Source organism: Conexibacter woesei Iso977N (genome assembly GCF_000424625.1).
Classification (GTDB): domain Bacteria; phylum Actinomycetota; class Thermoleophilia; order Solirubrobacterales; family Solirubrobacteraceae; genus Baekduia; species Baekduia woesei_A.
Map to the genome: position 1 here is coordinate 1 of NZ_AUKG01000005.1, position 22,312 is coordinate 22,312.

The 22,312-nt window shown below is 72.5% G+C and carries 20 protein-coding genes; 12 read left to right on the top strand and 8 right to left on the bottom strand.

The annotated features are described in order from the left end of the window. The first annotated feature begins 634 nt into the window (after positions 1-634). On the top strand, positions 635-4,024 hold the full coding sequence (locus H030_RS39420) for a hypothetical protein (protein ID WP_231398552.1): 3,390 nt from the start codon (positions 635-637) through the stop codon (positions 4,022-4,024). Between the two features lie 71 nt (positions 4,025-4,095). On the opposite strand, the gene H030_RS37955 is transcribed toward H030_RS39420, so the two are convergent. The 4 genes from H030_RS37955 to H030_RS35445 form a co-directional block, all read right to left on the bottom strand. Further along, positions 4,096-5,976, bottom strand: coding sequence for a TIR domain-containing protein (locus H030_RS37955; protein ID WP_051223792.1), 1,881 nt, complete (start codon positions 5,974-5,976; stop codon positions 4,096-4,098). An 87-nt stretch (positions 5,977-6,063) separates the two neighbouring features. After that, positions 6,064-7,257: an acyl-CoA dehydrogenase family protein gene (locus H030_RS0126350; RefSeq protein ID WP_027008328.1), complete on the bottom strand. Its 1,194-nt coding sequence runs from the start codon at positions 7,255-7,257 to the stop codon at positions 6,064-6,066. Between the two features lie 20 nt (positions 7,258-7,277). After that, the gene (locus H030_RS0126355; protein ID WP_027008329.1) at positions 7,278-8,447 is read right to left on the bottom strand and encodes an acyl-CoA dehydrogenase family protein; all 1,170 of its coding nucleotides are present in this window, start codon (positions 8,445-8,447) and stop codon (positions 7,278-7,280) included. Positions 8,448-8,652: 205 nt separating this feature from the next. Further along, entirely contained in the window at positions 8,653-10,059 is a 1,407-nt protein-coding gene (locus H030_RS35445; RefSeq protein WP_051223793.1) for an ammonium transporter, read from the bottom strand. Between the two features lie 127 nt (positions 10,060-10,186). Here H030_RS35445 and H030_RS0126365 point away from each other — a divergent pair, with 127 nt between their 5' ends. The 5 genes from H030_RS0126365 to H030_RS0126385 all read left to right on the top strand — a co-directional run bounded on the left by H030_RS0126365 (position 10,187) and on the right by H030_RS0126385 (position 13,763). Next, positions 10,187-11,101: a hypothetical protein gene (locus tag H030_RS0126365; RefSeq protein ID WP_155892292.1), complete on the top strand. Its 915-nt coding sequence runs from the start codon at positions 10,187-10,189 to the stop codon at positions 11,099-11,101. Positions 11,102-11,169: 68 nt separating this feature from the next. After that, the gene (locus H030_RS39910) at positions 11,170-11,697 is read left to right on the top strand and encodes a hypothetical protein (RefSeq protein ID WP_027008331.1); all 528 of its coding nucleotides are present in this window, start codon (positions 11,170-11,172) and stop codon (positions 11,695-11,697) included. A 26-nt stretch (positions 11,698-11,723) separates the two neighbouring features. After that, a complete protein-coding gene (locus tag H030_RS39915) occupies positions 11,724-12,146 on the top strand; it encodes an RDD family protein (RefSeq protein ID WP_051223794.1) in 423 nt (140 codons plus the stop codon). A gap of 18 nt (positions 12,147-12,164) precedes the next feature. Then, positions 12,165-13,229, top strand: coding sequence for a cation:proton antiporter (locus tag H030_RS35450; RefSeq protein WP_081691195.1), 1,065 nt, complete (start codon positions 12,165-12,167; stop codon positions 13,227-13,229). A gap of 81 nt (positions 13,230-13,310) precedes the next feature. Then, positions 13,311-13,763, top strand: coding sequence for an SRPBCC family protein (locus tag H030_RS0126385; protein WP_027008455.1), 453 nt, complete (start codon positions 13,311-13,313; stop codon positions 13,761-13,763). A gap of 7 nt (positions 13,764-13,770) precedes the next feature. Here the strand turns inward: H030_RS0126385 and H030_RS0126390 are convergent, their stop codons facing one another. Beyond that, positions 13,771-14,550, bottom strand: a complete 780-nt coding sequence (locus H030_RS0126390; protein ID WP_027008333.1) for a SigB/SigF/SigG family RNA polymerase sigma factor — start codon at positions 14,548-14,550, stop codon at positions 13,771-13,773. 143 nt (positions 14,551-14,693) lie between these two features. Beyond that, positions 14,694-17,144 (bottom strand): GH92 family glycosyl hydrolase, encoded by a 2,451-nt coding sequence (locus tag H030_RS35455; protein WP_081691197.1) that lies wholly within the window; start codon positions 17,142-17,144, stop codon positions 14,694-14,696. A 41-nt stretch (positions 17,145-17,185) separates the two neighbouring features. On the opposite strand from H030_RS35455, the gene H030_RS0126400 reads away from it, so the two are divergent. The 4 genes from H030_RS0126400 to H030_RS0126415 all read left to right on the top strand — a co-directional run bounded on the left by H030_RS0126400 (position 17,186) and on the right by H030_RS0126415 (position 19,169). Continuing rightward, entirely contained in the window at positions 17,186-17,509 is a 324-nt protein-coding gene (locus tag H030_RS0126400) for a hypothetical protein (protein WP_027008334.1), read from the top strand. Between the two features lie 80 nt (positions 17,510-17,589). After that, complete coding sequence (locus tag H030_RS0126405; protein WP_027008335.1) at positions 17,590-18,096, top strand: hypothetical protein; 507 nt, start codon at positions 17,590-17,592, stop codon at positions 18,094-18,096. After that, the gene (locus H030_RS35460; RefSeq protein ID WP_051223797.1) at positions 18,097-18,447 is read left to right on the top strand and encodes a c-type cytochrome; all 351 of its coding nucleotides are present in this window, start codon (positions 18,097-18,099) and stop codon (positions 18,445-18,447) included. 11 nt (positions 18,448-18,458) lie between these two features. Beyond that, positions 18,459-19,169, top strand: coding sequence for an SDR family NAD(P)-dependent oxidoreductase (locus H030_RS0126415; RefSeq protein ID WP_419470655.1), 711 nt, complete (start codon positions 18,459-18,461; stop codon positions 19,167-19,169). A 4-nt stretch (positions 19,170-19,173) separates the two neighbouring features. Here the strand turns inward: H030_RS0126415 and H030_RS0126420 are convergent, their stop codons facing one another. Then, the gene (locus H030_RS0126420; RefSeq protein ID WP_027008336.1) at positions 19,174-20,196 is read right to left on the bottom strand and encodes an iron-siderophore ABC transporter substrate-binding protein; all 1,023 of its coding nucleotides are present in this window, start codon (positions 20,194-20,196) and stop codon (positions 19,174-19,176) included. 57 nt (positions 20,197-20,253) lie between these two features. Continuing rightward, positions 20,254-20,907, bottom strand: a complete 654-nt coding sequence (locus tag H030_RS0126425; protein WP_027008337.1) for a nitroreductase family protein — start codon at positions 20,905-20,907, stop codon at positions 20,254-20,256. A 40-nt stretch (positions 20,908-20,947) separates the two neighbouring features. On the opposite strand from H030_RS0126425, the gene H030_RS0126430 reads away from it, so the two are divergent. Further along, positions 20,948-21,577: a LysE family translocator gene (locus H030_RS0126430; protein WP_027008338.1), complete on the top strand. Its 630-nt coding sequence runs from the start codon at positions 20,948-20,950 to the stop codon at positions 21,575-21,577. An 84-nt stretch (positions 21,578-21,661) separates the two neighbouring features. Next, positions 21,662-22,267 (top strand): biotin transporter BioY, encoded by a 606-nt coding sequence (locus H030_RS0126435; RefSeq protein WP_027008339.1) that lies wholly within the window; start codon positions 21,662-21,664, stop codon positions 22,265-22,267. Positions 22,268-22,312 lie beyond the last annotated feature (45 nt).

Consider the following 22,312-nt stretch of genomic DNA (forward strand, 5'->3'; position numbering starts at 1 on the left):
CGGCTACTCCGCCGCCACCAAAACCACCAACCCCGACGGCACCGCCACCTACCGCACCTTCACCACCACCCCAACCACCACCCGCATCCAACCGCTGGGCGGCCGGTTCCTGGCGAAGTCGGTGTCGATCCCTGCCATCGACGGAGATCGAGATCTCTCCGTCCGCTTCACGGACGACGACCTCGATCCCGATCCCGGCAGCGCGCCGCCCGATCTTCCGCGCGGCGTCAGCGGGCGTGTCACGGGCCGCTCGCTCCTCGGCACCACGCTCCCGCTGAGCGGGGTCCGTGTCGACGTGCGCCAGGACGGGACGACGGTCGCCAGCACCACCACCGACGCATCGGGCAACTACGTCGTGCCGGTCGTCGACGGCACCTACGACGTCCGGTTCTCGCCGACCGAAGCGAGCCTGTACGCACCCCTCACGCAGCACGACGTCACCGTCGCCCGAGCGTTCCGCGCCGACGTCGTGTTGACCCCCAACAACGCCCTTCGCGTCGACGGGACCGCCCGTGCGGCGGATGGCACGCCGCTCGGCGGCGTCAGGATCACGCTGTCGGGCGACACGGACGCAACGGTCACGACGGCCGACGACGGATCGTTTGCTGCCGCCGTGTCGCCAGGGACGTACGCCTTGAAGCTCGCCTCCGGCACGACGACGCAGCCGGGGATGCCGACGAGCTGGAGGCTGGACGTCGCAGCGTTCCCCATCACCGGCAACACCACGTTGCCGCTGACGCTTCCCGCGGGTCGAGCGCTCACGCTCGCCGTCCTCAAGGCCGACGACACCCCCCTCGCCGGAGCGCAGGTGACCGGCCTATCACTCCCGGTGGCGCGCGTCGAGCTGGCGCCGGGGATGTTCACGGCCTCGTCCTCGCAATCGGGCCCGGCGAGCGCGCGCACCGACTCCGCCGGCCGCTCCACGATCTCGGTCTTCGCAAGCACGCCCGCGCCCGCGCAGGTCGAGGCGAGCGCCGACAACCCGCTCACGCTCTTCCAGATCCCGTCGGTCGCCGCCGACACGACGCTCACCGTCCGCGCCGGCGGCGCCTCGCGCGTGCACGTCGCCGGAACGGTGCGCCTGTCCGGAGGCCGTGAGCTCGCAGGCTCGTCGGTGACGATCGACGGCCCTGAACATTCGCAGCAGCAGACCGCGCGAGACGGCACCTACTCGGCCTCCGTCTCGCCCGGCGCCTACCAGCTCACGGTCACGGGTAGCGATGGCGGCATCGGGCTTCCGCAGCAGTGGTCGCTCCCGCTGGAGACGACGAGCATCCAGCTCGATCGTACGTTCGACATCGGCTTGCCCGCCGTGCACACCGTCACGCTCGCGGTCCACGACGAGGACGATCATCCGCTCGCCGGCGCGCGTGTCACAGGGCTGTCCCTTCCCGTCGCCGCCTACGACGTGGCGCCCGGGGTCCGGTCCGCGGCCGCCGCGCGTTCAGGCCCTGGGACGGTGGTCACCGGGTCAGACGGCACCGTCAGCTTCCAGGCGTTCACCAGCACGCCGACGGCGGCTGAGATCGCCGCGGGAGACCACAACCCGACAACGCGGTTCGAGGTTCCCTCGATCACCCACGACACCCGAATCACCGTGCGGGCCGATGGCTTGACGCGCGTCAAGCTCAACGGCAGGGTCACGACCAGCGGCGGTGCTCCGGTTCGCGACGTGCGCGCCGAGCTGGCGGGGCCGGACGCCACCGCCGTCAGCACGGGGTCAGATGGCGCGTTCGCCGCAGCGCTCACGCCGGGTGTGTACCAGCTGCAGCTCAGCGCGCCGACGGTCGCACCGACAGGTCTGCCCGCGCAGTGGTCGCTCCCGTCGTCGGCGACCAGTGTTCAGACAGACCGCGACGTGTCGCTCGCTCTGCCACCGGTGCATCACCTCCGCATCAAGGTCCTCGGGGCGGACAACCAGCCTCTGGCCGGCGCGAGGCTCACGGGTCTCCAGCTCCCGGTCGCGGTCCAGCAGGTCGCACCTGGGATCAGGACGACCTCCGCCGCGACCTCCGGATCGTCGGAGGTGACGACCGATGACGATGGCGAAGTGGACGTGCTGGTCTTTCCCAGCGACGCCGGTAGGGCCGAGCTCGCCGCCGGACCCGCGAACCCACGGGTGTCCTTTGACGTCCCGGCGGTGACGGACGACGCTTCGGTCATCGTCCGGGTCTCCGACCACGTCGATGTCGTCGCGCCGCACATCGTGTGCGCTGCGCACGACTCCGACTGGCACGCCGACGACGTCTCGGTGCCGTGCACTGCGGAGGACGGCGGGTCCGGGCTCGCCCAGCCTGCAGAGGCGAGCTTCGTGCTCCACACCAACGTCCCTGCCGGGTCCGAGTCGGCCTCCGCGGCGACCGACACCAAGAGCATCTGCGACGTTGCCGGCAACTGCGCGACGGCAGGACCGATCACGCACCTGAAGGTCGATCGCCAAGCACCCAATGCAGCGTGCGCTGCGCCCAGCGATGTCTGGTCAGCCTCCGACGTCTCGATCGTCTGCACCCCGAGGGACGGGGGAGCCGGCCTGTCGCCGGACACGCCGAGCAGCCTGGTCCTCACGACGTCCGCCGCTGCGGGTGTCGAAAGCGCTGCCGCGGTGACGAGCTCTCGGGCGGTCTGCGATGCCGTCGGCAACTGCCGCAGCGCTGGCCCCCTGAGCGCACGCGTCGACCGTCGTCCGCCGACGATCGACTGCTCATCGGCTCCGAGGCCGAGCACGACGAACGTCCACGTCACGTGCCACGCCAGCGATGGTGGTGCCGGGCTGGCGAACACGAGCGACGCGACGTTCGAGCTGACTACGGCGGTCGGTTCCGGGAAGAGCGACCACGGAGCCATGACGGGCACGCACGAGGTCTGTGACGGCGTGGGCAACTGCGTCACCGCCGGCCCGCTCGGGCCGTTCGATGTCAGCGTCTCCGCCCAGTCGTCGGCGGACGCAGATCACGATGGAACGCCTGACAGCGCCGACTTCTGCCCGACGCGCGCCGGCGCCTGCGTCCCTGAGGTACCGGGCGCAAACGCACAGGACCGTGCTAGGACAGCGGAGATGGCGACACGGGCGATCGCCGCCGGATGCGCAGCCGGGACCTCAGCCCCGGGTGCCTGGGCGAGCGTGAACGCATCCGTCCGTCGCCGCAGCGGCGCATCGGCCGCCACGGCCGTGCGGCGCTCCGGCGATGCCCTGTGCGACAACGGGGTGATGGGCTTCGCGGTCGCCCAGGCCGACCTTCGCCCTGACCCGCATACGAACGACGCCTACGTGTTCAAGACGTCCAGGAGCCTCGCGGCGGCAAACGGGTCATGCCGGTCCGACAAGCATTGCACCGGACTGGTCACCGCCGCCAACGGTCTCGCCACCGCAGCCGCGACCTTCGGGGCCGCGTCGCTCGATCTGACCGTGGCCCGCAACCGCCTCGCCACCGCGCTGGTCGACGGCAGGAAGAACGACGCCGCGCTCCAAGAGGCGATGGTGCTCCTCGGCGAAGGGAACCTCGCCGACGCGCAGCGCGACGCAGCCGCCGCAGGGCGCAAGCTGGAGCAGGCGCTGAAGAGCGCGGGCGTCGACGAGCGCCTCCCGTCGTCGGTATCTGGACCGGTCCTGGCCGCCATGCGGGTGGGCAGCGGCATGCCGAGCGGGAGCGTCGCTTCCGTCCAGGAGGCCGGCATCGACGCGGCGGCGCTATCAACGCGCTTCGGCGCGCTCCCGACCTTCAGCGGCGACCTGCACGTCGGGCAGGTCTGGACGACGTCCGGCGTCAGCAGTCGCCGTGCGACACGGCGGAAGCTGACCCTCACGGATCTCCAGACGATCGTGCCCAACCTGCTCGCCCCGCTGGGCACGACGACGACGAGGCGTCTCATCGCAGCGCTCGAAGCGGTCTCGTCGGCGTGTACGGCTCGCAGCCGGGACAACGCGCTTCAGCGGTTCCGGCGTCTCGCCGGCAGCGTCGCTGCCACGCGGCTGCTCGCCTCCGCGACCGATCCGCTCATCATGAGGCGACACCACTGCGGCTGAGCGGACCGGCAGGACCACCCCATCCCGATGACGCTTCCTGATCTGGAGCGTCCCGATGGTCCTGCGCCTGATCAGGCCCCGTTCGCGTTGTCCGCGACCGACTGCCAGATCATGCGCGCCATCGCGGCGTAGTCGTCGCCGTCGGCCAGTTGCTGGTTCGCCTCTCCGTTGAGGTGGTTGCCCAAGGTCTCGAACGGCACCCTCTCCATCCGCGCCCTCTGGACGAGCTCGGCAGCACGCCCGCCCGTTGCGCCGAGGAGATGGACCGGCAGCCGGGCGGCGCGGGCCAGGCCGATCTCCTCGTCGATGCCCGGCACGTGCTTGCCGCCTTCCGCTGTTCTGCCACCGACGGCCACGACCGCATCCGCGCTGCCGTGGTGGATCATCGCCATCCGCATGGCGGTGAGGGACGTGGCTCGGTCATGCCCCTCGTTGATGGCTCGCACGGTCACCTTCGACTCGAGGTCCTCGAGCACCGCGGGCGAGCTGTACCACTTGGACTGGAACATGGTGACGTGCTCCAGTCCGTGTCCCGATTCCGAGAGACGAGCCGCTTCCAGGATCAGCGGCGTGAAGGTCGGGTGTCCGCCGAAGACCAGCGCGCCTCCCAGATCGAGCCAGGTGGTGGTCAGCACCTGGATCGCGGTCGTCACTTCGAATGCGCCGAGGTCCCCGCTCGGGAACGCGCCGAGTATGAGCAACCGGGGCGCCGGTGCCGACGCCGGACGCTTCGTGGGATGCCCGACCCGCAGCGTCGCCAAGAACCGCTCCGGATGCTCCACGACCGACCAGTCGCCGACCACCCGATGCCCGGTGGCCGTCGGGTCCAACAGCACCGCGGCGTCGAACGCACGGCAGTTGCGCCGGTGCGGACCCATCTCCTCTTTCGTGAGGTACTGCTCGAGGGAGGCCAGGTCCTCATCAGTTGGATGCCGCGCGAACACCTGGACAACATCCACGGCGGCCCGCGTGGGATACGGACGCTCCACCACGGGGCGGGTCAGCTCGTAGACCATCAACCTCGCGTCGAGCGCTTCGACCCGGCCATGATGCTCCGCGGCCCAGTCCTGCAGGGCCCGGATCGCGGCGTAGCTCGCGCGCACGTGCGCGCGCGAGAGATCGAAGGCCTGCTCCAGGATCGTGTCCGCGAGACGGCCGAGCCGTTCGTCATCGAGATCCTCAGCTGCGACACGCACGTGCGGTTCGGGGACTCCCGGCACCACCGGCAGCGGTGTGCGCTCCTTTTCGCTCTCGATGTAGACCCATACGATCGGGATGTTGCGTCCCAGCGCGCCGGACAGCTCCTTGGCGATCCACCATGACTCCCCGGCCAAGGGTGTGTCGAAGAAGACGAGCACGTCGGCCCGGGCGAGTTCCTCATCGATGCGCTCCTGCGCCCGCTCCCCCGCCTGGACTTCGACGAGGTCGCGGAACACGAGACCCCCGTGCCGGTCGTTCAGCCTCGCGCCGATGCTCGCCACCAGCCCCTCGCCGTCCTCGCGGCGATGGCAGAGGAAGACCCGGAGGTGGTCCTTCGTGTAGGTCGGCAGGATCTTGCTGAGCGCTTCACGCGAGAACGCCCGGGCCACCACCCCGTCCTGATCCGCCGTCAACCCACGCCGGCGATGGTGGTCGGCCACGTCGAAGCTCTGGCGATCGCCCACCACGTCCGGAGGACGCCGGCCCGCCGCGTCCAGCGCCACTGGAAGGACGACCGCGCCAGCCTTCGCCGCGCGGCGCAACATCCCCTCGATCTCATCCTTCAGGTCGCTGCGCGGAGGGTTGACGAAGACCACGGCGTCGGCAGCGTCGAAGTCGACCGCCACGATGCTCTCGACCGTTCTGAGCTCCGAGACCGGCGCGATCTCGAGGTCGGCGCGAGCGGTGTCCAGGAACGCCCTGGCGGTCGCCCCATCGGCCTCGGAGAGAGAGCTGTCAACGATGTAGATCATGAGATCGGCGAAGGCATGGGGAGGACGGTCGACCAGCGACGCGCTGATCGTATCCGCTCATGAACACCTTGGTTTACGATGGTCCCGCTACAGCTGGCTGTGGTTCGGCGGCAGCACGCCGGCCAGCTCGTAGGCGCCCAAGTGGTGGTACTTCCAGTCGGCCGGGTCGTGGACCGAGTGGGTGCGGGCGTTGCGCCAGTGGCGGTCGAGGTCGTACTTGGCCTGCGCGGAGCTGGTGCCGCAGAGCGCGAACAGCTCGCTCGACACCCGGACCGCGACGTCGGAGGCGAACGCCTTCGCCGCCGCGACGGCCAGCGAGCCGCGTGCGGCGGCCTCCGCGTCGGCCGGGACCAACCCGATGTCCTCGAGCTCCCGCGCCGCGTCGAGCAGCAGCGCCTCGGCGGCGCGCACGTCCACGGCGGCGCGGCCGTAGCGGTGCAGGACGTGCGGGTCCTCGACCGCGCGCGCCGCGCCCGCCCGGACCGCCTCGGTCGACGGGCGCGCCTTGTCCATCAGGTACGTGCGGGCGTCGTCCAACGCGCCCCGCGCGATCCCCGCCTCGATCGCCGCATGGACCAGCTGGGCCCGCGCGCCGAGCTGCTGCGGGACCTCGAACGCGTGCGCGAAGTCCAGCGCCAGAGCATCTTCTACAACAACGTCCTCGAAGGTCACGGTCCCGGACACCGTGGCGCGCTGGCCGATCACGTCCCAGTCGGTCTCGACCCCTACACCTTGCGCCTCGCGCTCGACGAACACCAGCTTGAGCCGGCCGTCGTCGTCCAGCGCCGACACGCCGATCCAGCGCGCGCTCAGCGCGCCCGTGCAGTAGTGCTTGGCACCGTCGAGCCGCCAGCGCCCGTCGGCCGGCGCGCGCGCCAGCCTCGTCTTGAGGTCCTGGGCGTGCTGCCCACCCCGCTCGGCCAGCGCGTTGCCGATCCGGACGCCACCGCCCGCGACCTCGCCGCGCAGCCGCGCCCGCACGTCCTCCCCGCCCCAGACGGTCAGCACGTCGAGCAGCAGGAAGTGCGCCTGCGGGACCTGCGCGATCGCAGGGTCGGCGGCGGCGAGCCGCGCGACGACCTGCGCCAGCAGCACCGGCCCCGCGTCGAGGCCACCAACATCCGCAGGCAAGGTGATGGACAACAGCCCGGACGCGTCGAGCAGCTCCAGCGCGTCCCACGGCACGGTCCCGGCCGGCGCGCGATCGCGCTCGGCCGCACCGGAGCGCAGCGCTGCCGCCAGCCCATCGGCGGCGGCGAGCGCCTCGCTCTCGTTGACGATCGGGCTCACGCCCGCGAACGCTACAGGCCCATCGAGCGGCCGACGAGCTCCTTCATGATCTCGTTCGTGCCCGCGTAGATCCGGTTGACGCGCGCGTCGGCCCAGATCTCGGAGATCCTGTACTCCGTGGTGTAGCCGTAGCCGCCGAACAGCTGCACGCAGGCGTCGGAGACCTCGGACAGCAGGTCGGTCGTCCAGTACTTCGCCATCGCGGCCTCCTGCACCGTGCAGGTCCCGTCGACGTAGCGCTGGATCGTGCGGTCCATCCAGCAGCGCGTGATGTCGACCTTCGTCTGCAGCTCGGCGAGCACGAAGCGCGAGTTCTGGAACGTGCCGATCGGCCGCCCGAACGCCTTGCGCTCCCTGACGTAGGTCAGCGTCATCTCCAGCGCGGCCTCGGCGCCGGCCATCGAGGACACCGCGAGGCCGAGGCGCTCCGGGATCAGGTGCGCCATCAGCTGCGCGAAGCCGGTGCCCTCCTCGCCGAGGAGGTTCTCGGCCGGGACGCGGCAGTCGTTGAAGAACAGCTCGGCCGTGTCGTTGGCGTGCTGGCCGCGCTTGTGGATCTGCCTGCCGCGCTCGAAGCCCTCGAAGCCGCGCTCGATGACGAACATCGAGAGGCCGCGGTGCGGGTCGTCGCCGGTGCGGACCGCGGTCACCACGAGGTCCGCGTTGATGCCGTTCGAGATGAAGGTCTTGGCGCCGTTGATGATGTAGTCGTCGCCGTCCTTCTTGGCGCGCGCGGCGATGCCGGCGAGGTCGGAGCCGGTGCCCGGCTCGGTCATCGCCAGCGCGAGGATCTGCTCGCCGGAGGCGACGCCCGGGAACCAGCGCTGCTTCTGCTCCTCGTTGGCGGCGGCGCGCAGGTACGGGAGGCCGAGGTCGTTGTGGACGTTCGGGCCCATCCAGGACGAGCCGACGACCGCGTAGGCGGCCTCCTCGGCCAGGACGGCGTTGAAGCGCCAGTCATCGACGCCGGATCCGCCGTACTCCTCCTCGACGGCCATGGCCAGGAAGCCGTGCTCGGCCGCCTTCGTGAAGAGGTCGCGGGAGACGATGTGCGCCTCCTGCCACTCCTCGTGGTGCGGGACGACCTCGGCCTGCAGGAAGCGGCGGAAGCTCTCGCGGTAGTCGTCGTGGACGTCTTCGAACAGCGGGCGGCGCGAGCCGGGTGCAACGGTGACAGACATTCGGGACCTTGGTCAGGGGGGTCGGGAAGGCCGCACTTGATACCGCATCTGCCGCACGCGCGGGCCCCCAGCCCCCTGACCATGCGGTCAGCTAGGCCACCGGCGCCGCAGGATCCGCGACCTCGCGGACGTGCCGACCGTCCGCCGCGTCACCATCCGCGACGTGTGCTCGCGCGCGGCTCGACGGCGGCCGCGCCTCCCGCGCCTAGCTCGTCGTGACCTCGGGGTCGGACATCGGGCCGGTCCCGAGGCGCAGGCCCGCCGGGACCGCGCCGTAGCCGACGAGCTCCGGCGCGGGGATGAACTGCTCCGGGTAGCCGTACATGCCGTGCTCGGAGATGTCGAGGCCGGCGTTCTCGTCCTGGGCCGAGACGCGCAACCCGTAGGTCTTGCCGATCACCAGGAACACGGCGTAGGACACCGTGAACGTGAAGGCGATGACCACCACAACGCCGACGATCTGCGAGCCGAGCTGCGTGAAGTCGCCGGTGGTCAGCAGGCCTCCGTGGCTGCCGGGCAGGTTGTGGTGCGCGAGGCGCGGGACGGCGAACAGGCCGCAGGCCAGCGCGCCCCAGATGCCCGCCAGCCCATGCGCGGCAAGGGCTCCGACGGGATCATCCACATGTTGGTCGATCCACAGCACGCCGTAGACCACCAGGATCCCCGCGACGCCGCCGATGATCGGCGCGGCCCACGGCTCGACGTAGCCCGCGGGGCCGGTGATCGCGACCAGGCCGGCGATCGCGCCGTTGCCGGCCATGCCGATGTCGAAGGTCCTGGTCTTCCAATACATGATGATCATCGCGGTCGTCACCCCCGCGCTGCCGGCCAGCTGGGTGATCATCGCGATCTCGGGGAAGCGGCCGTCGAGGGCGCTCAGCGTCGAGCCCGGGTTGAAGCCGAACCAGCCGAGCCACAGGATCAGCACGCCGAGCCCGAACAGCGGCATGTTGTGGCCGGGGATCGCGCGCGGCGCGCCGTTGGACGCGTACTTGCCACGGCGCGGGCCAAGTTGCAGCAGGATCGCCAGCGCGGCCGACGCGCCGCAGACGTCGACGACGATCGAGCCCGCGAAGTCCTGGACGTGGATCGTGTGCGCCAGCCAGCCGCCGCCGAAGATCCAGTGCGCGACGACCGGGTAGATCAGCGCCGAGAAGACGAGCGCGAAGATGATGTACACGCCGAACTTGATGCGCTCCAGGGTCGTGCCCCAGACGATCGCCAGCGCGACCGCGCAGAACACGAACTCGAAGAACCACAGGGTCTCGGCGGTGACGCCGTGCCGGCTCGACGGAAACGCGAGCGGGAAGCTCGACGCGTGCGCGACGAACCAGCCGTGGTCGCCGAGCAGCCAGCCGGTCCCGCCGAAGGCGAGCGCGAAGCCGATCGCCCAGAAGCCCAGCGCCGCCAGCGCGAAGTTGATGAGGATCTTGGCGACGACCGAGCCGGCGTTCTTGCCGCGCACGAAGCCGATCTCGAGCATCGCGAACCCCGCCTGCATGAACATCACCATCATCGCGGCGACCATCACCCAGGCGGAGTTGATGCCTACATCTTCGCCAAGCCTCCCCGCGAAGCCGAGGTTGTCCGTGACGCTGTCAGCCAGGATCATGCGGCGCAGAACCCTGCCGTTCCTGGGCACGGCGGTCTTTGTACGTCTGGACAACATTCCGGCGCACCAGTGCTCCATCGGTGCAACTTCGCGCCGCCTGCCCCGTTGGGACCAGGTGATGCGGCCGATGTGGCTCCCTGCCCTGCTCACGCTCCTGCTGACCGCCGCGGCCCCGGCTTCCGCGCCGGCGAGCCTCCGCGAGCGCTACGCGCTCAAGCTCACCGACGTCACCTGGCACCCGGACCAGCGCGAGTTCCGGATGACGATCCGCTGCGACGGCACGGCACGGCAGTGCTCCGGGCGGCTGTCGTTCGCGCTCGACGTCGCCCCGGACGATCCGCTCGGCGTCGCGCGCTCCGTCCGCCTCCGGCCCCGGGCCGCGCAGCGCGTGACGTTCCGGCAGACCGCCCGCGCTCCGCGCCTGCTCGCGCACGAGGAGGAACGGCTCGTCGAGGTGTCGCTCGGACGCCTTCACGGTGAGAACGGCGTCACCCCGCAGCCTTCCTGCGCATCCGGGACCACGGTGGCGACCGACGGCCTCGCGCGGGCGTTCCGGCTCGTCGGCTCCGGCCTGTACGCCTGCACCCCGGGCGGCGGCCGCCCGCTCCTGCTCCTCGAGGAGAACGACGGCCTCGACGCGACCACGGCGAGCGCGGTCCACCTGGCGGGCTCCTACGCGAGCTTCGCCTTGACCGCGTCGTTCCCCTGCGGCCAGGTCGTGCTCTTCATCGACAACTTGACGACACGCCGCGAGGTGCGCCGCGTTTCCGGCGACGCCCTCGATCCCGTCCACCCGGACTACCCGTGCGACCCGAGCGCCGACGTCGAACGCTCCGTCCTCACGCCCGCCGGCTCGCTGGCCTGGATCAGCGGCCCCCACGCCGACGGCACCCACACCGTCCGGACCGTCGACCCGCTCGGGACGATCGCGACCGTGGATGACAGCAGCTCGATCGCCTCTTCCTCGCTGGCCCTCACGGTGCCGGCCGGCTCCGTGACCTGGCTGCGCGACGGCGCGCTGCAGACGGCGCCGCTGCCCTAGGCGACGATCTGAGTCTCGCCCGAACCGGGTGATGCGGTGCCACCCTCCGCGCGCGCACACTCGCGGGCATGGGTCTTCTCGTCACCGTGATCGATCCGCTCGGCGTCGGGCGCCGGGCCGTGGGCGCGGCGGGTCGCGCGGGGACCGCGGTGGTCGAAGCCGCGACCGCGCGGATCGTCGACGAGCTGCTGGCCGATGGCGTGGTCGAGCAGATCGCCGACCGGATGCTGTCCGGGCCGGAGCTGGAGCGGATCGTCGACAGCGAGGCGATGGAGCGCTTCGCCGAACGGGTCCTGGACAGCCCGGGCGCCGACCGGCTCGTCGAGCAGCTGCTGAACAGCAAGCTGCTGGACGCCGCGGTCACGCGCGTGCTGGCCAGCGCGCAGCTGTGGCACGTGGTCGAGGAGGTCGCCGCGTCGCCCGCCGTCACCGACGCGATCAGCCGCCAGGGCTACGGCTTCGCCGACCAGGTCGTCGAAGAGGTCGGCGCACGCTCGCGCCGCGCCGACGCGCTGCTGGAGCGTGCCGCGCAGCGGATCCTGCGCCGGCCCGCCGCGGGCGCCGGGCCCGTGGGTCCCGCTCCCGCGATGCCATGAGCCCACGGCCCGCGTACGCCGGGCTCGTGACACGCGCGCTCGCGTTCGGGATCGACGCGGCGATCATCAACGCGGCGGCGCTGATCGTCGCCGCGATCGTGGCGCTGACCTTCTCGGTGATCGACCTGCCGGGCTGGCTGAAGACGATCGGGCTGGCGATCGGCGCCGGGGCCTACACCCTGTGGCTGGTCGGCTACTTCACGGTGTTCTGGACGACGACCGGCCAGACCCCGGGCGACCGCATGCTGAGGATCTGCGTCCGCACCCGCGACGGCTCGCGCCTGAAGCCCCGCCGCGCGCTGCTGCGCTTCTTCTCGCTCACCCTCGCGGCGCTGCCGCTGTTCGCCGGCTTCCTGATGATCTTGGTCGACGCCGACCGCCGCGGCCTGCACGACTGGATCGCCCGGACGATCGTCACCGACGAGACCGGCGTCGCGCTGCCGCGCTGAGAGCGATAGCGTCGCGCCATCAGGGTTCCCGCGCCTGCGCTCTTCCTCCTCGCCGCCGCGCTGGCGTCGGACGCCTTCCCGAGGCTGTACGACCTGGTGTCGGTGCACACCGCCGAGCAGGTGGCGATCGTCGCGCTGGTCGTGATCCTGTTCGACGGCGGGATCGACATCGGCTGGGCGCGGATCCGCGGCGCGCTGGCGCCGATCCTGTCGATCGGGCTGATCGGGACGTTCCTGACCGCGGGCGCGCTGGCGCTGTTCTGCCACGCCGGGCTCGGGCTCGACTGGACGATGTCGGGGCTGATCGGCGCGGCGCTGGCGGCGACCGACCCGGCGGTCACGTTCTCGGTGCTCGGAGGGCGCGAGATCGAGGGCCGCAGCGGGACGGTCCTGGAGGGCGAGGCGGGGTTCAACGACCCGGCCGGGATCGCGCTGATGGCGGGGATGATCGAGCTGGCCACGCACGACGACGCGACCGGCTGGGTGATCGGCCGCGAGTTCTTGGTGCAGATGGTCGTCGGGGTCGCGTTCGGCGTGCTCGGGATCCGGCTGCTCGGCCCCGCGCTGCGGCGCGCGCCGGTCCTCGCGCTGCCGGCCGCGGGCGTGTTGTACGTGTTGACCGACCTCGTCGGCGGCTCCGGGTTCCTGGCGGTGTTCCTGCTCGGGCTGGTGCTGGCCGACCAGGGGCTGGCGGTGCCGCGCGTGCAGACGCACCTGGCCGGCGCCGCCGAGGTGGTGGTCTTCGTCGCGCTCGGCCTGACGATCCACCTGGACGCGTTGAGCTTCCGCGACTGGTGGCAGGGCCTTGCGATCTTCGCTGTGCTCGCGTTCGTCGTGCGCCCGCTCGTCGTCGCCGCGACGCTCGGCCGCGCGGACATGGCGCGGACCGAGAAGGCGTTCATCGCCTGGAGCGGGCTCAAGGGCGCGGTCCCGATCCTGTTGGCCGCGATGGCGCTGCTGCACCACGCCGGCGCCGGGCCGCGGATCTACAGCCTCGTGTTCGTGGTCGTGCTGGCGTCGGTCGTCGGCCAGGGCACGCCGGTCCCGTGGATCGCCGCGCGCCTGCGGATCCCGATGCATTGAGCGCGCCCGGGCCCGTGTGCCGTCGGCGACCAGGGTGCCGCACGGGTGCGACGGCTTGCACGCGGCGAGAGACTTGCTCCCATGTCGACCATCCACTTCACCAAGACCACCACGGCGACCCCCGCGCAGTTCGTCGCCGCGCTCACCGACTTCGGGCCCGGCCGCAAGGAGGTGTTCCCGAACTCGTCCGACAAGGACATGAAGGTGCACAGCCAGGGACCGGCGACCGCCGACGTCACCGAGGGCAACGGCGGGATCTGGGAGCGCCTGACCTACGACTGGTCCGACCCCCGGAGGATCGTCCTGACGACCACCGACTCCAACACCTGGGGCGGCGCGTCGGGCCACACCTACACGTTGACCGAGAACCCCGACGGGACGACGAACATCGACGTCGTCGTCGTGCGCGACGGCAAGAACCTCAAGGGCAAGGTGCTCGGCGCGGTCCTCGGCACCGTCGGCAGGGGCCAGCTGAGCAAGGCGTTCGACACCACCATCAAGGCGGTCGAGACCCGTCAGACCCCGGCGGTCTGAGGCGCGCTCAGGCGGCCGCCGCCAGCCGCAGGGCGGACAGCGCGTCGCGCAGGATCCGCGAGACGTGCATCTGCGAGAGGCCGACGCGGTCGCCGATCTCGCGCTGGGTGAGGTCCTCCTCCAGCCGCAGGCGGACGATCTCGCGGTCGCGGAGGCTGAGCACGCGGGTCAGCGACGTCACCGTCGCGCGGTCCTCGACGTGCGCGTAGCCGGTGTCGTCGGAGCCGAGGCGCGTGCCGAGCTCGACGGCGTCCCCGTCGCCGTCGCCGACCGGCGCCGACAGCGACGTCGCGGTGTGCGCGACCGCCGCCTCGCGGGCGTCCAGGACCTGCTCGCAGCTCAGCCCGGTGTGCGCGGCGACCTCGTCGACCGCGGGCGAGCGGCCGAGCACCTCGGTCAGCGTCGTCGTCGCCCGTTCGACCTGGAGCGCGTGCTCCAGCAGCGTGCGCGGCGGGCGCACCGCCCAGCTGTGGTCGCGGAAGTGGCGGCGCAGCTCCCCGAACATCGTCGGGAGCGCGTAGCTCGGGAACGACGCGCCGTTCTCGGGATCGAAGCGGTCGATCGCCTTGAGCAGCCCGACGCTGGCGACCTGCATCAGGTCGTCGAAGGCGTCGGCGTCGCGCGCGTAGTGGTTGGCCGCGTAGCGCGCCAGCGGCAGGTAGCGGTGCACGAGCCGCTCGCGGTCGGGCGCCGCGCGGGTGGCCGCGAACCGGGACAGCAACCGTTGATCGGCGGGCGGGTCGCCGGGATGCGCGCTGACGCGCGCGGGCGGGACGGCAATCGACATCGGGTGCCTCCTCCAGCGTTGCGGAACCTTCCGGTGCTGACGTGACCGGGTCGCTGGGGTTGCGCCAGACCTCCCACTCTCCTCCTTTGCCGGCATTTCCGAGGCCGCATCGTCAGGAGGGTGACGCCACAACGCGCCAGGCTTCAGCCCGCGCAGGCCGCCGCGCCGCCGTAGGAGGGCGGGACGGCGTCCGCGCCGGTGCCCCAGGACTGCGCCGCGCTGCCCGACAGCGAGAACGCGATCCTGGTGTGCCTGCTCGCCGTGAGGCGGTCGAACGGCAGCCAGGTGTTGTTGTAGGGCTTGCCGTCGACGGTCACCGCGTTGATGTAGGGGTTGCCGCGGGCGGCGGCCGGCGCGTCGAGCTGCACGGTCCTGCCGCCCGCCAGCGTCAGCGTCGCGTGCGGGAACAGCGGACCGGACAGCGCGAGCACGCCGGTCCCGGGCACGGCCGGCGAGAGCCCGAGCGCGCCGAGGACGTACCACGCCGACATCTGCCCGCCGTCGTCGTTGCCCGGGAAGCCGCCGGGCTCCGGGTGGTAGAGCCCCAACAACGCCTTGCGGACGATGCCCGCGCCCGCCGCCGGGCGGCCGAGCCAGTCGTACAACAACGGCGTCAGCAGCGTGGGCTCGTTGCCCAGGAACGCGTGGTCGCTGGCCGCGCCCGCGTTCAGCTCGGTGAAGAACGCGTCGAGCCGCGCGCGGGCCGTGTCGGCGCCGCCGAGCGCCGCGGTCAGCCCCGCGACGTCCTGCGGCACGAACCACGTGTACTGCGCCGCGGTGCCCTCGACGAACCCGTCGCCGCCGGTCGCAGCGACCGGCACGAACGCGCCGGTCGACGCGTCGCGCGGCTGCATCAGCCCGGTCGCCGGGTCGAAGACGTTGCGCCAGTTCCCGGCGCGCCCGGCGAACGTCGCGCAGGTCGTGCCGTCGCCGGCCGCCGCCGCGAGCCGCGCGATCCCGAAGTCCGCCAGCGCGTACTCGAGCGTCGTCGCCGCCGTCCCCCAGACCCTCGACGGCGTGACCGTCTGCCCCGGGCTGTCGGTGTTCTGCTCATGGCCGACGTAGCCGAGTCGCAGGTAGTCCTCCAGCCCCGCGCGCTCGACGTAGCCGCCGTTGGCAATGACCTTGGGTTGCGTCGCCCCCGCGACCATCGCCCGCAGCGCCGCGGCCCTGTCGAACCCGCGCGCCCCGAACGCGTAGGCGCCCGCGATCAGCAGGTCGGCCGGGTCGCCGACCATCACGTTGGTCTGCCCCGAGAGCGCCGCCCACTTCGGCAGGCTGCCGCCGTCCTGCTGGTCGGCGACCATCGAGCGCACGAGGTCCGACGCCTCGCGCGGCGCGACCATCGCCATCAGCGGCAGCTGCGAGCGGTACGTGTCCCAGCCGGAGATGTTGGAGTACTTGCTGAACCCGGCCGCGCGATGGGCCCTGCCGTCCTCCCCCATGTACCTGCCGTCCACGTCGGAGACGACGTTCGGCATCACCTGTGCGTGGTAGAGCGACGTGTCGAACATCGTCCGGTCGGCCGCCGTGCCGCCGCTGACGCGCAGGCGCCCGAGGCGCTCGGCCCACGCCCGCGTCGCCGCCGCGCGCATCGCGGCGAACGAGCCGCCGCCGTCGGCCGCGAGGTTGCGCCGCGCGCCGTCGACCGACACGAGCGAGATCGCCACCTTCGCGGTCACGGCCCGCGCGTGGCCGAGCGCGAACGTCGCGTACGCGCCCGCCTGCGTGCCCTTGGTCGGGTTGCCCTTGACCGCCTTCGGCCCGCCGCCGATCCGCTTGTACTGCAACAACAGCGGGCCGGGCCTGTCGGCGACCGCGTCGTGGACCGAGCGCGCGCCGCGGTGCAGCGTCGTGCCCTTCCAGGTCCCGGACGCCGCGAACGGCCGGTCGAAGCGGACGGCGAAGTGCAGGGTGTAGCGGTCGCGGGCGTAGCAGAAGCCCCCGCTGGCGACGGTCCCGCTGATCTCGCGCCGCTGCGCGTCCACCTGCAGGTCCGACAGCGTGTTGCCCATCGCGCTGCCGCCCGCGTTGACGACGATCGACGCCCGCCGCGCGCTTGCCGGGAACGTCGCGCGCAGCGTGCCCGCGCGCGTGCGGGCGGTGAGCTCGGTCCGGATCGCCGACCGCCCCGGGTTCAGCGTCACGCGGTAGTCGCCCGGCCGCGCGATCTCGCCCTTGTGCGTGTACTTGGCGACGTAGCGCGGGTTGAGGTCGTAGGAGCCCTTCAGCGACGGCGCCGCGTCGATCGCGTGCGTCGTCGGCAGCAGCGGCACGTCGCCGAGCCCCGCGCAGCCCGCGCCGGAGAGGTGCGTGAGGCTGAAGCCCTTGATCTGGTGGTCGACGTAGGAGTAGCCGCCCGCCGGGTTGTCGATCCCCGGCGCCGTGTCGGGGCTGAGCTGGACCATCCCGAACGGCGCGACCGCGCCCGGGTAGGTCGCGCCCGCGCCGCCGCCGGTCCCGAAGTCCGGCGCGCCCTCCTGCGTGCCGATCCGCGTGTCGACGCTCGCGGGCTCCGCGGCTGCGGCGACCCCCGCCGCGGACAACGACGCACAAGCAAGTGCGACAACAACGACCGTCCTGGACCCGAGCATCCGCGGACCTTACGCCGTCCGGCGGCGTAGGATGCGACGCGATGGCCCGGCACGCCCGCACGCTGCTCCTCGTCGCCGCCGTCGCGGCCGCGTGGGCCGTGTCGCACCTGGCGTTCCCGGAGCTCGACGCGGCCTGGCTGTCGGTCCTGCCCGTGCTGGCGCTCGTCGCGTTCCTGCTCGACGGCCGCTACGTCGGCGAGGCGCGCCTGGACGCGGCGCGCCGCCGCCGTCCGGTGCCGGCGCGGCGCCCCCGGATCGTCCGCAGCGCCCCGCCGGTCCGGCGCCGCGCCGCCTCGCGCCGCCGCCACGGCGGCCTGCTGCTGGCCCGCCGCCTCGCGGGCCGGGCGCCGCCGCACGCCGCCTGAGCGCCGCCGCACGCGTCACGCCTCGCCCGCGCCCGCGCGGGTGACCGACCGACACCATCACCTTCAGGAAGGGAGCCTCGATGCTCCACCGATCCCGCATCGCGCGCGCCGCACTGGCCGCGCTGGCGCTGCCCCTGCTGCTCGGCGGCCTGCTGGCCGTCGGCGCGTTCACCGACGACCGCAGCGCCGCCGGCGACGAGCTGCGCGCCAGGGCCGACGCCGTCTGCCTGCGTGCCCACGACCGGCTCGCGGGCCTCGACCCGCTCGACAGCCCGGACACCGTCGCCCGCTCCGGGCCGCAGGTCGTCGCCGCGACGCTCGACGCGGCCCGCCGCCTGCTCGCGCTGCGCGTGAACGACGACATCCGCCGCTACGCCCAGCACCTGATCCGCCAGGCCGACCTCGCCGGCCGCCTGCAGGACGCCGCGCGCGCCGGCGACCGCGCCCGCGCCGTCGCGCTGATCCGGGCGCTCGCGGCCAACAGCCGCGCCGGCAAGGCGATCGGCGCCCGCATCTCCCCCGGCTGCGGCGGCTCGACCCGCCCGGCCGCGCCCGCAGCCACCCCCGACCCCACCACCTCGATCTAGATGACCAAGACCACCACCTTGCTCACGGCGCTCGCCGCCACCACCGCCCTCGCCACCGCGGGCTGCGGCGGCGGGTCGCACGCCCAAGCGCCCCTGACGACGAAGACCACCGCCGCCGTCGACGGCCACCAGATCTTCACGACCGTCGGCTGCTCGAACTGCCACACGCTCGCCGCCGCGGGCGCCAAGGGCCAGGTCGGGCCCGACCTCGACCACGTCAGGCCCACGTTCGCCAAGGCCGTCCGCCAGGTCACGCACGGCGGCGGCGCGATGCCGCCGTTCGCCGGCCAGCTGTCGGACGCGGAGATCCGGGCGGTCGCCCGCTACGTCTCCGCCAACGCGGGCCGCTGACGCCTGCGATCCTGCGTCGCATGCACGTCGCGATCGTCACCGGGGCGTCGTCGGGCATCGGCGCCGGGATCGCCGCCGCCTACCGCGCGGCCGGCCACGCCGTCGTCGGCGTCGCCCGCGCCATGCCGCCGTCCCAAGATGATGGCCTTGCCGCGGTCTCCGGCGACGTCGCCGACCCGGCGACCGCGCAGCGCGCCGTCGCCACCGCGCTGGAGCGCTTCGGCCGCGTCGACACGCTGGTCAACAACGCCGGGATCTTCATCGGCAAGCCGTTCCTGGAGTGCACGCGCGAGGACTACGACCGCATGTCCACCATCAACGTCGGCGGCTTCTTCGAGATGACCCGCCACGCGGTCTCGGCGATGCTCGCCCACGGCGACGGCGGCCACGTCGTGAGCATCACCACCGCCTTGGTCGAGCAGCCCGACGTCAAGGATCCCGCGGTCCTCGCGGCGCTGACCAAGGGCGGGATCGCCGCGGCGACGCGCTCGCTGGCGACCGAGCTGGCGCCCCAGCGGATCCGCGTCAACGCGGTCGCGCCCGGCGTGATCCGGACGCCGCTGAGCGCCGGCGGCGACCAGGACGCGATCGCCGCCATGCACCCGCTCGGCCGGATCGGCGAGGTCGCCGACGTCACCCAGGCGATCATGTACCTGGAGTCCGCGTCGTTCGTGACCGGCGTGATCCTCCACGTGGACGGCGGCCGCGCCGCGGGGCGCTGAAGACCTACACCTTGGTCAGCGCGGCGTCCAGCTGCGGGACGACCCTGTCCAAGGCGTACGGGATGCTCAGCACCGTCGAGGACGAGATCGCCATGTTGAGCTCGAGGTCGTTGGTGACGATCGCGCGCCCCTCCTTGACGACCTTCAACGCCTGGAACTGCGGCGACCTCTCCAGCGCCGCGCCGGCCTTGGCGTCGTCGGTCATGACGAGCAGCGCGTCGACGTCGAGCAGGTCGTAGCGCTCCTCGGAGATGTCGGCGTAGAAGCTCCTGCCGGTGAGCTTCTCGATCGCGGCGGGCTGCGAGAAGCCGAGCGAGGTCGCGAAGCGCCCGCGGGTGTCGGTCGGCGCGAACACCGCCATCTTGCCGTTGGTGTCCGGCGCGACGATCAACACGTCCTTGCCCGCGAAGTGCGGGTGGTCGCTCTTGGCCCTGGTGAACTCGGCCTCGGCGTCGGCGACGAGCTGCTTGGCCTGCTCGGGCCTGCCGAGCGCTGCGCCGAGCTGCTTGGTCGCGACCTGCCACGGCGTGCCCCAGTCCGGGTAGCCGGCGGGCGTGGTGACGACCGGCGCGATCTTCGAGAGCTTCTCGTAGTCGCTCTTCCTGAAGGAGTAGGTCACGGCCAGGATCAGGTCCGGGCGCGACTTCGCGACGCCCTCGAAGTCGATCTCGCTGCCCGCGTAGAGCTCCGGCGTCGCGCCCTTCAGCGCGGGCTCGGCCCAGACGCCGACGCCGCGCTTCCACTGCGGGATCCACTGCAGCAGCCCGACCGGGACCGCGCCGAGTGCGAGCATCGGGTCGGCGTCGGTGTAGCCGTAGGTCACGATGCGCTTGGGCGCGCTGTCGATCGCGACCGTGCCGAACGCGTCGGTGACCTTCAGCGGGTACTGCCCGCCCGCGGCGCCGGCGGCGCCCGCGGTCGTCCCGGAGTTCTTGTCGTCGTTGCTGGAGCCGCACCCGACGGCGGTCAGGGCGGCGGCGCCGGCAGCGGAGATCAGCAGCTGGCGGCGGGTCGAACGTGAAGCCATTAGGGCAACCTACATTAGGGTGCCCTACGGATGCCACGCGGTGGGGCGCGGGCCTGGTCAGGCGGGCGGCGTCGTCTCGCCCCAGCGGTTCCAGGAGACCTGATCGCGGATCGCCTCGCGCCGCGCGGGCCTGAAGTCGGTGCCCTTCGTGTAGGCGACCGGCAGCAGCGCGGCCTGCGTGACGCCGGCCGGGATCCCGAGCAGCTCGGCGGCCGCGTTCTCGGAGCCGAGGTGCAGCGTCGTCCACGCCGAGCCCAGGCCGCGCGAGCGCAGCGCGAGCTGGAAGCTCCAGACGCCCGGCATGACCGAGCCGTAGGTCGGGGCCGCGCTGGCGTTGAGCGACAGGTCGATCGGCGACGTCAGGCACGCGATCACGAGGACCGGGACGCGCTCCAGGTTGTGGGCCAGGAACAGCGCGCTGTCGCCGACGCGTTCTTGGACAACATCGTCGGTGCCCGCCGCCTGCTTGGCCTCGAGGTAGGGCAGCGCGTGCTCGCGGTACATGTCGGCGAGCGCCTTCTTGAGGCCCGGCTCGGTGACGACGACCCACTTGCGGACCTCGACGTTGCCGCCGATCGGCGCCTGGTGGGCGAGCTCGAGGCACTCCAGCAGCACCTCGGGCTCGACCGGGCGGTCGAGGTCGAGCCGCTTGCGGACCGCGCGCGTGGTCGACAGCAGCAGGTCGGTCTGTTCCGTGTCGAAGGTCGTCATGGCTCCACCCTGGCACGTCGCGCCGGTAGCGTGTCCCGCCGTGGCCTCGCTCTGGTCGTTCCTGCTCGCCGCGCTCGTCCTCGTCGCCCTGCCCGGGCCCGCGACGACGCTGGTGATGAAGAACGCGCTGACGCGCGGCCCGCGCAGCGCGCTGGTCACCAGCGCGGGCGTGTTCAGCGCCGACCTGGTGTGGATGGCCGCGAGCGTCGTGGGGCTGACCGCGGTGCTGGTCGCCTCGGCGCCCGCGTTCACCGCGATCCGCCTGATCGGCGCGGCGTACCTGGTGTTCATCGGCGTCCGGCTGCTGCTCGCGCGCGGCGCGTTCGGCGAGGAGCCGGCGGCGGGCGAGTCTCGCGCCGCGGTCGTCCCCGTCCCCGCCCGCCGTGCGTTCCGCGAGGGGTTGCTCTGCGACCTCTCCAACCCCAAGACGCTGCTGGTCTTCACGAGCGTGATCCCGCAGTTCCTCGGCCACGACGCGAGCCCGCTGGACCTCGCGGCCTTCGGCCTCGTCTTCGCGACCGCGGGCCTCGCCTCGCTCGTCGCCTACACCATCATCTTCTCCCGCGCGCGCCGCGCGACCCGCCACCCGCGCGTGAGGACCACGCTCCTGCGCCTCGGCGGCGCGATCCTGATCGCCTTCGGGATCCGGGTGGCGGTCGAGTCCCCGTAGAACGGCGGGGCCGGACGACGCGCCGCGGGGCGCTGCCGATAGCGTCCCGCGCCGCCGTATCCGTTGAAGACAGGGAGCAGGAACATGAACTACGCAGTTGCTCACCCGAGCGCGGGCCGTCGTGCCGTGCTCACCGACGCGATCCCGGGGGCCAAGGCCCGGGACGCCGCGCTGGTGCTCGCGGGCGCCGCGCTGACCGCGCTGCTCGCGCAGGTCGCCGTCCACGTGCCGGGGTCGCCGGTCCCGGTCACCGGTCAGACGCTGGCCGTCGGCCTCGTCGGCGCGACGCTCGGCGCCCGCCGCGGCGGTGCCGCGCTGCTGCTGTACGTCCTGGCCGGCCTCGCGCTGCCGGTCTACGCCGACGGCGCGTCCGGCTGGTCGACGGTCTGGGGCCCGACCGGCGGCTACCTCGTCGGCTTCGTGATCGCCGCCTGGGCGATCGGCGCGATGGCCGAGCGCGGCGGCGACCGCAAGGTCGTCACGGCGTTCGCGGCGTTCACCGCCGAGCAGCTGATCGTGTTCGCCTTCGGCCTCGTCGGCCTGAAGCTCGCGACCGACCAGGACTGGGGCTGGGTCGTGCACAACGGCTTCACGATCTTCATCCTCGGCGGCCTGATCAAGGCCGCGGTCGGCGCGGCGGTGCTGCCGTCGGCCTGGCGCATCGTGCGCTCCGTCCGCAAGGACGGCTAGAGCGGCGCGACCTCCCCGCCTCGCCCGCGGTCGCATGCGCGATCC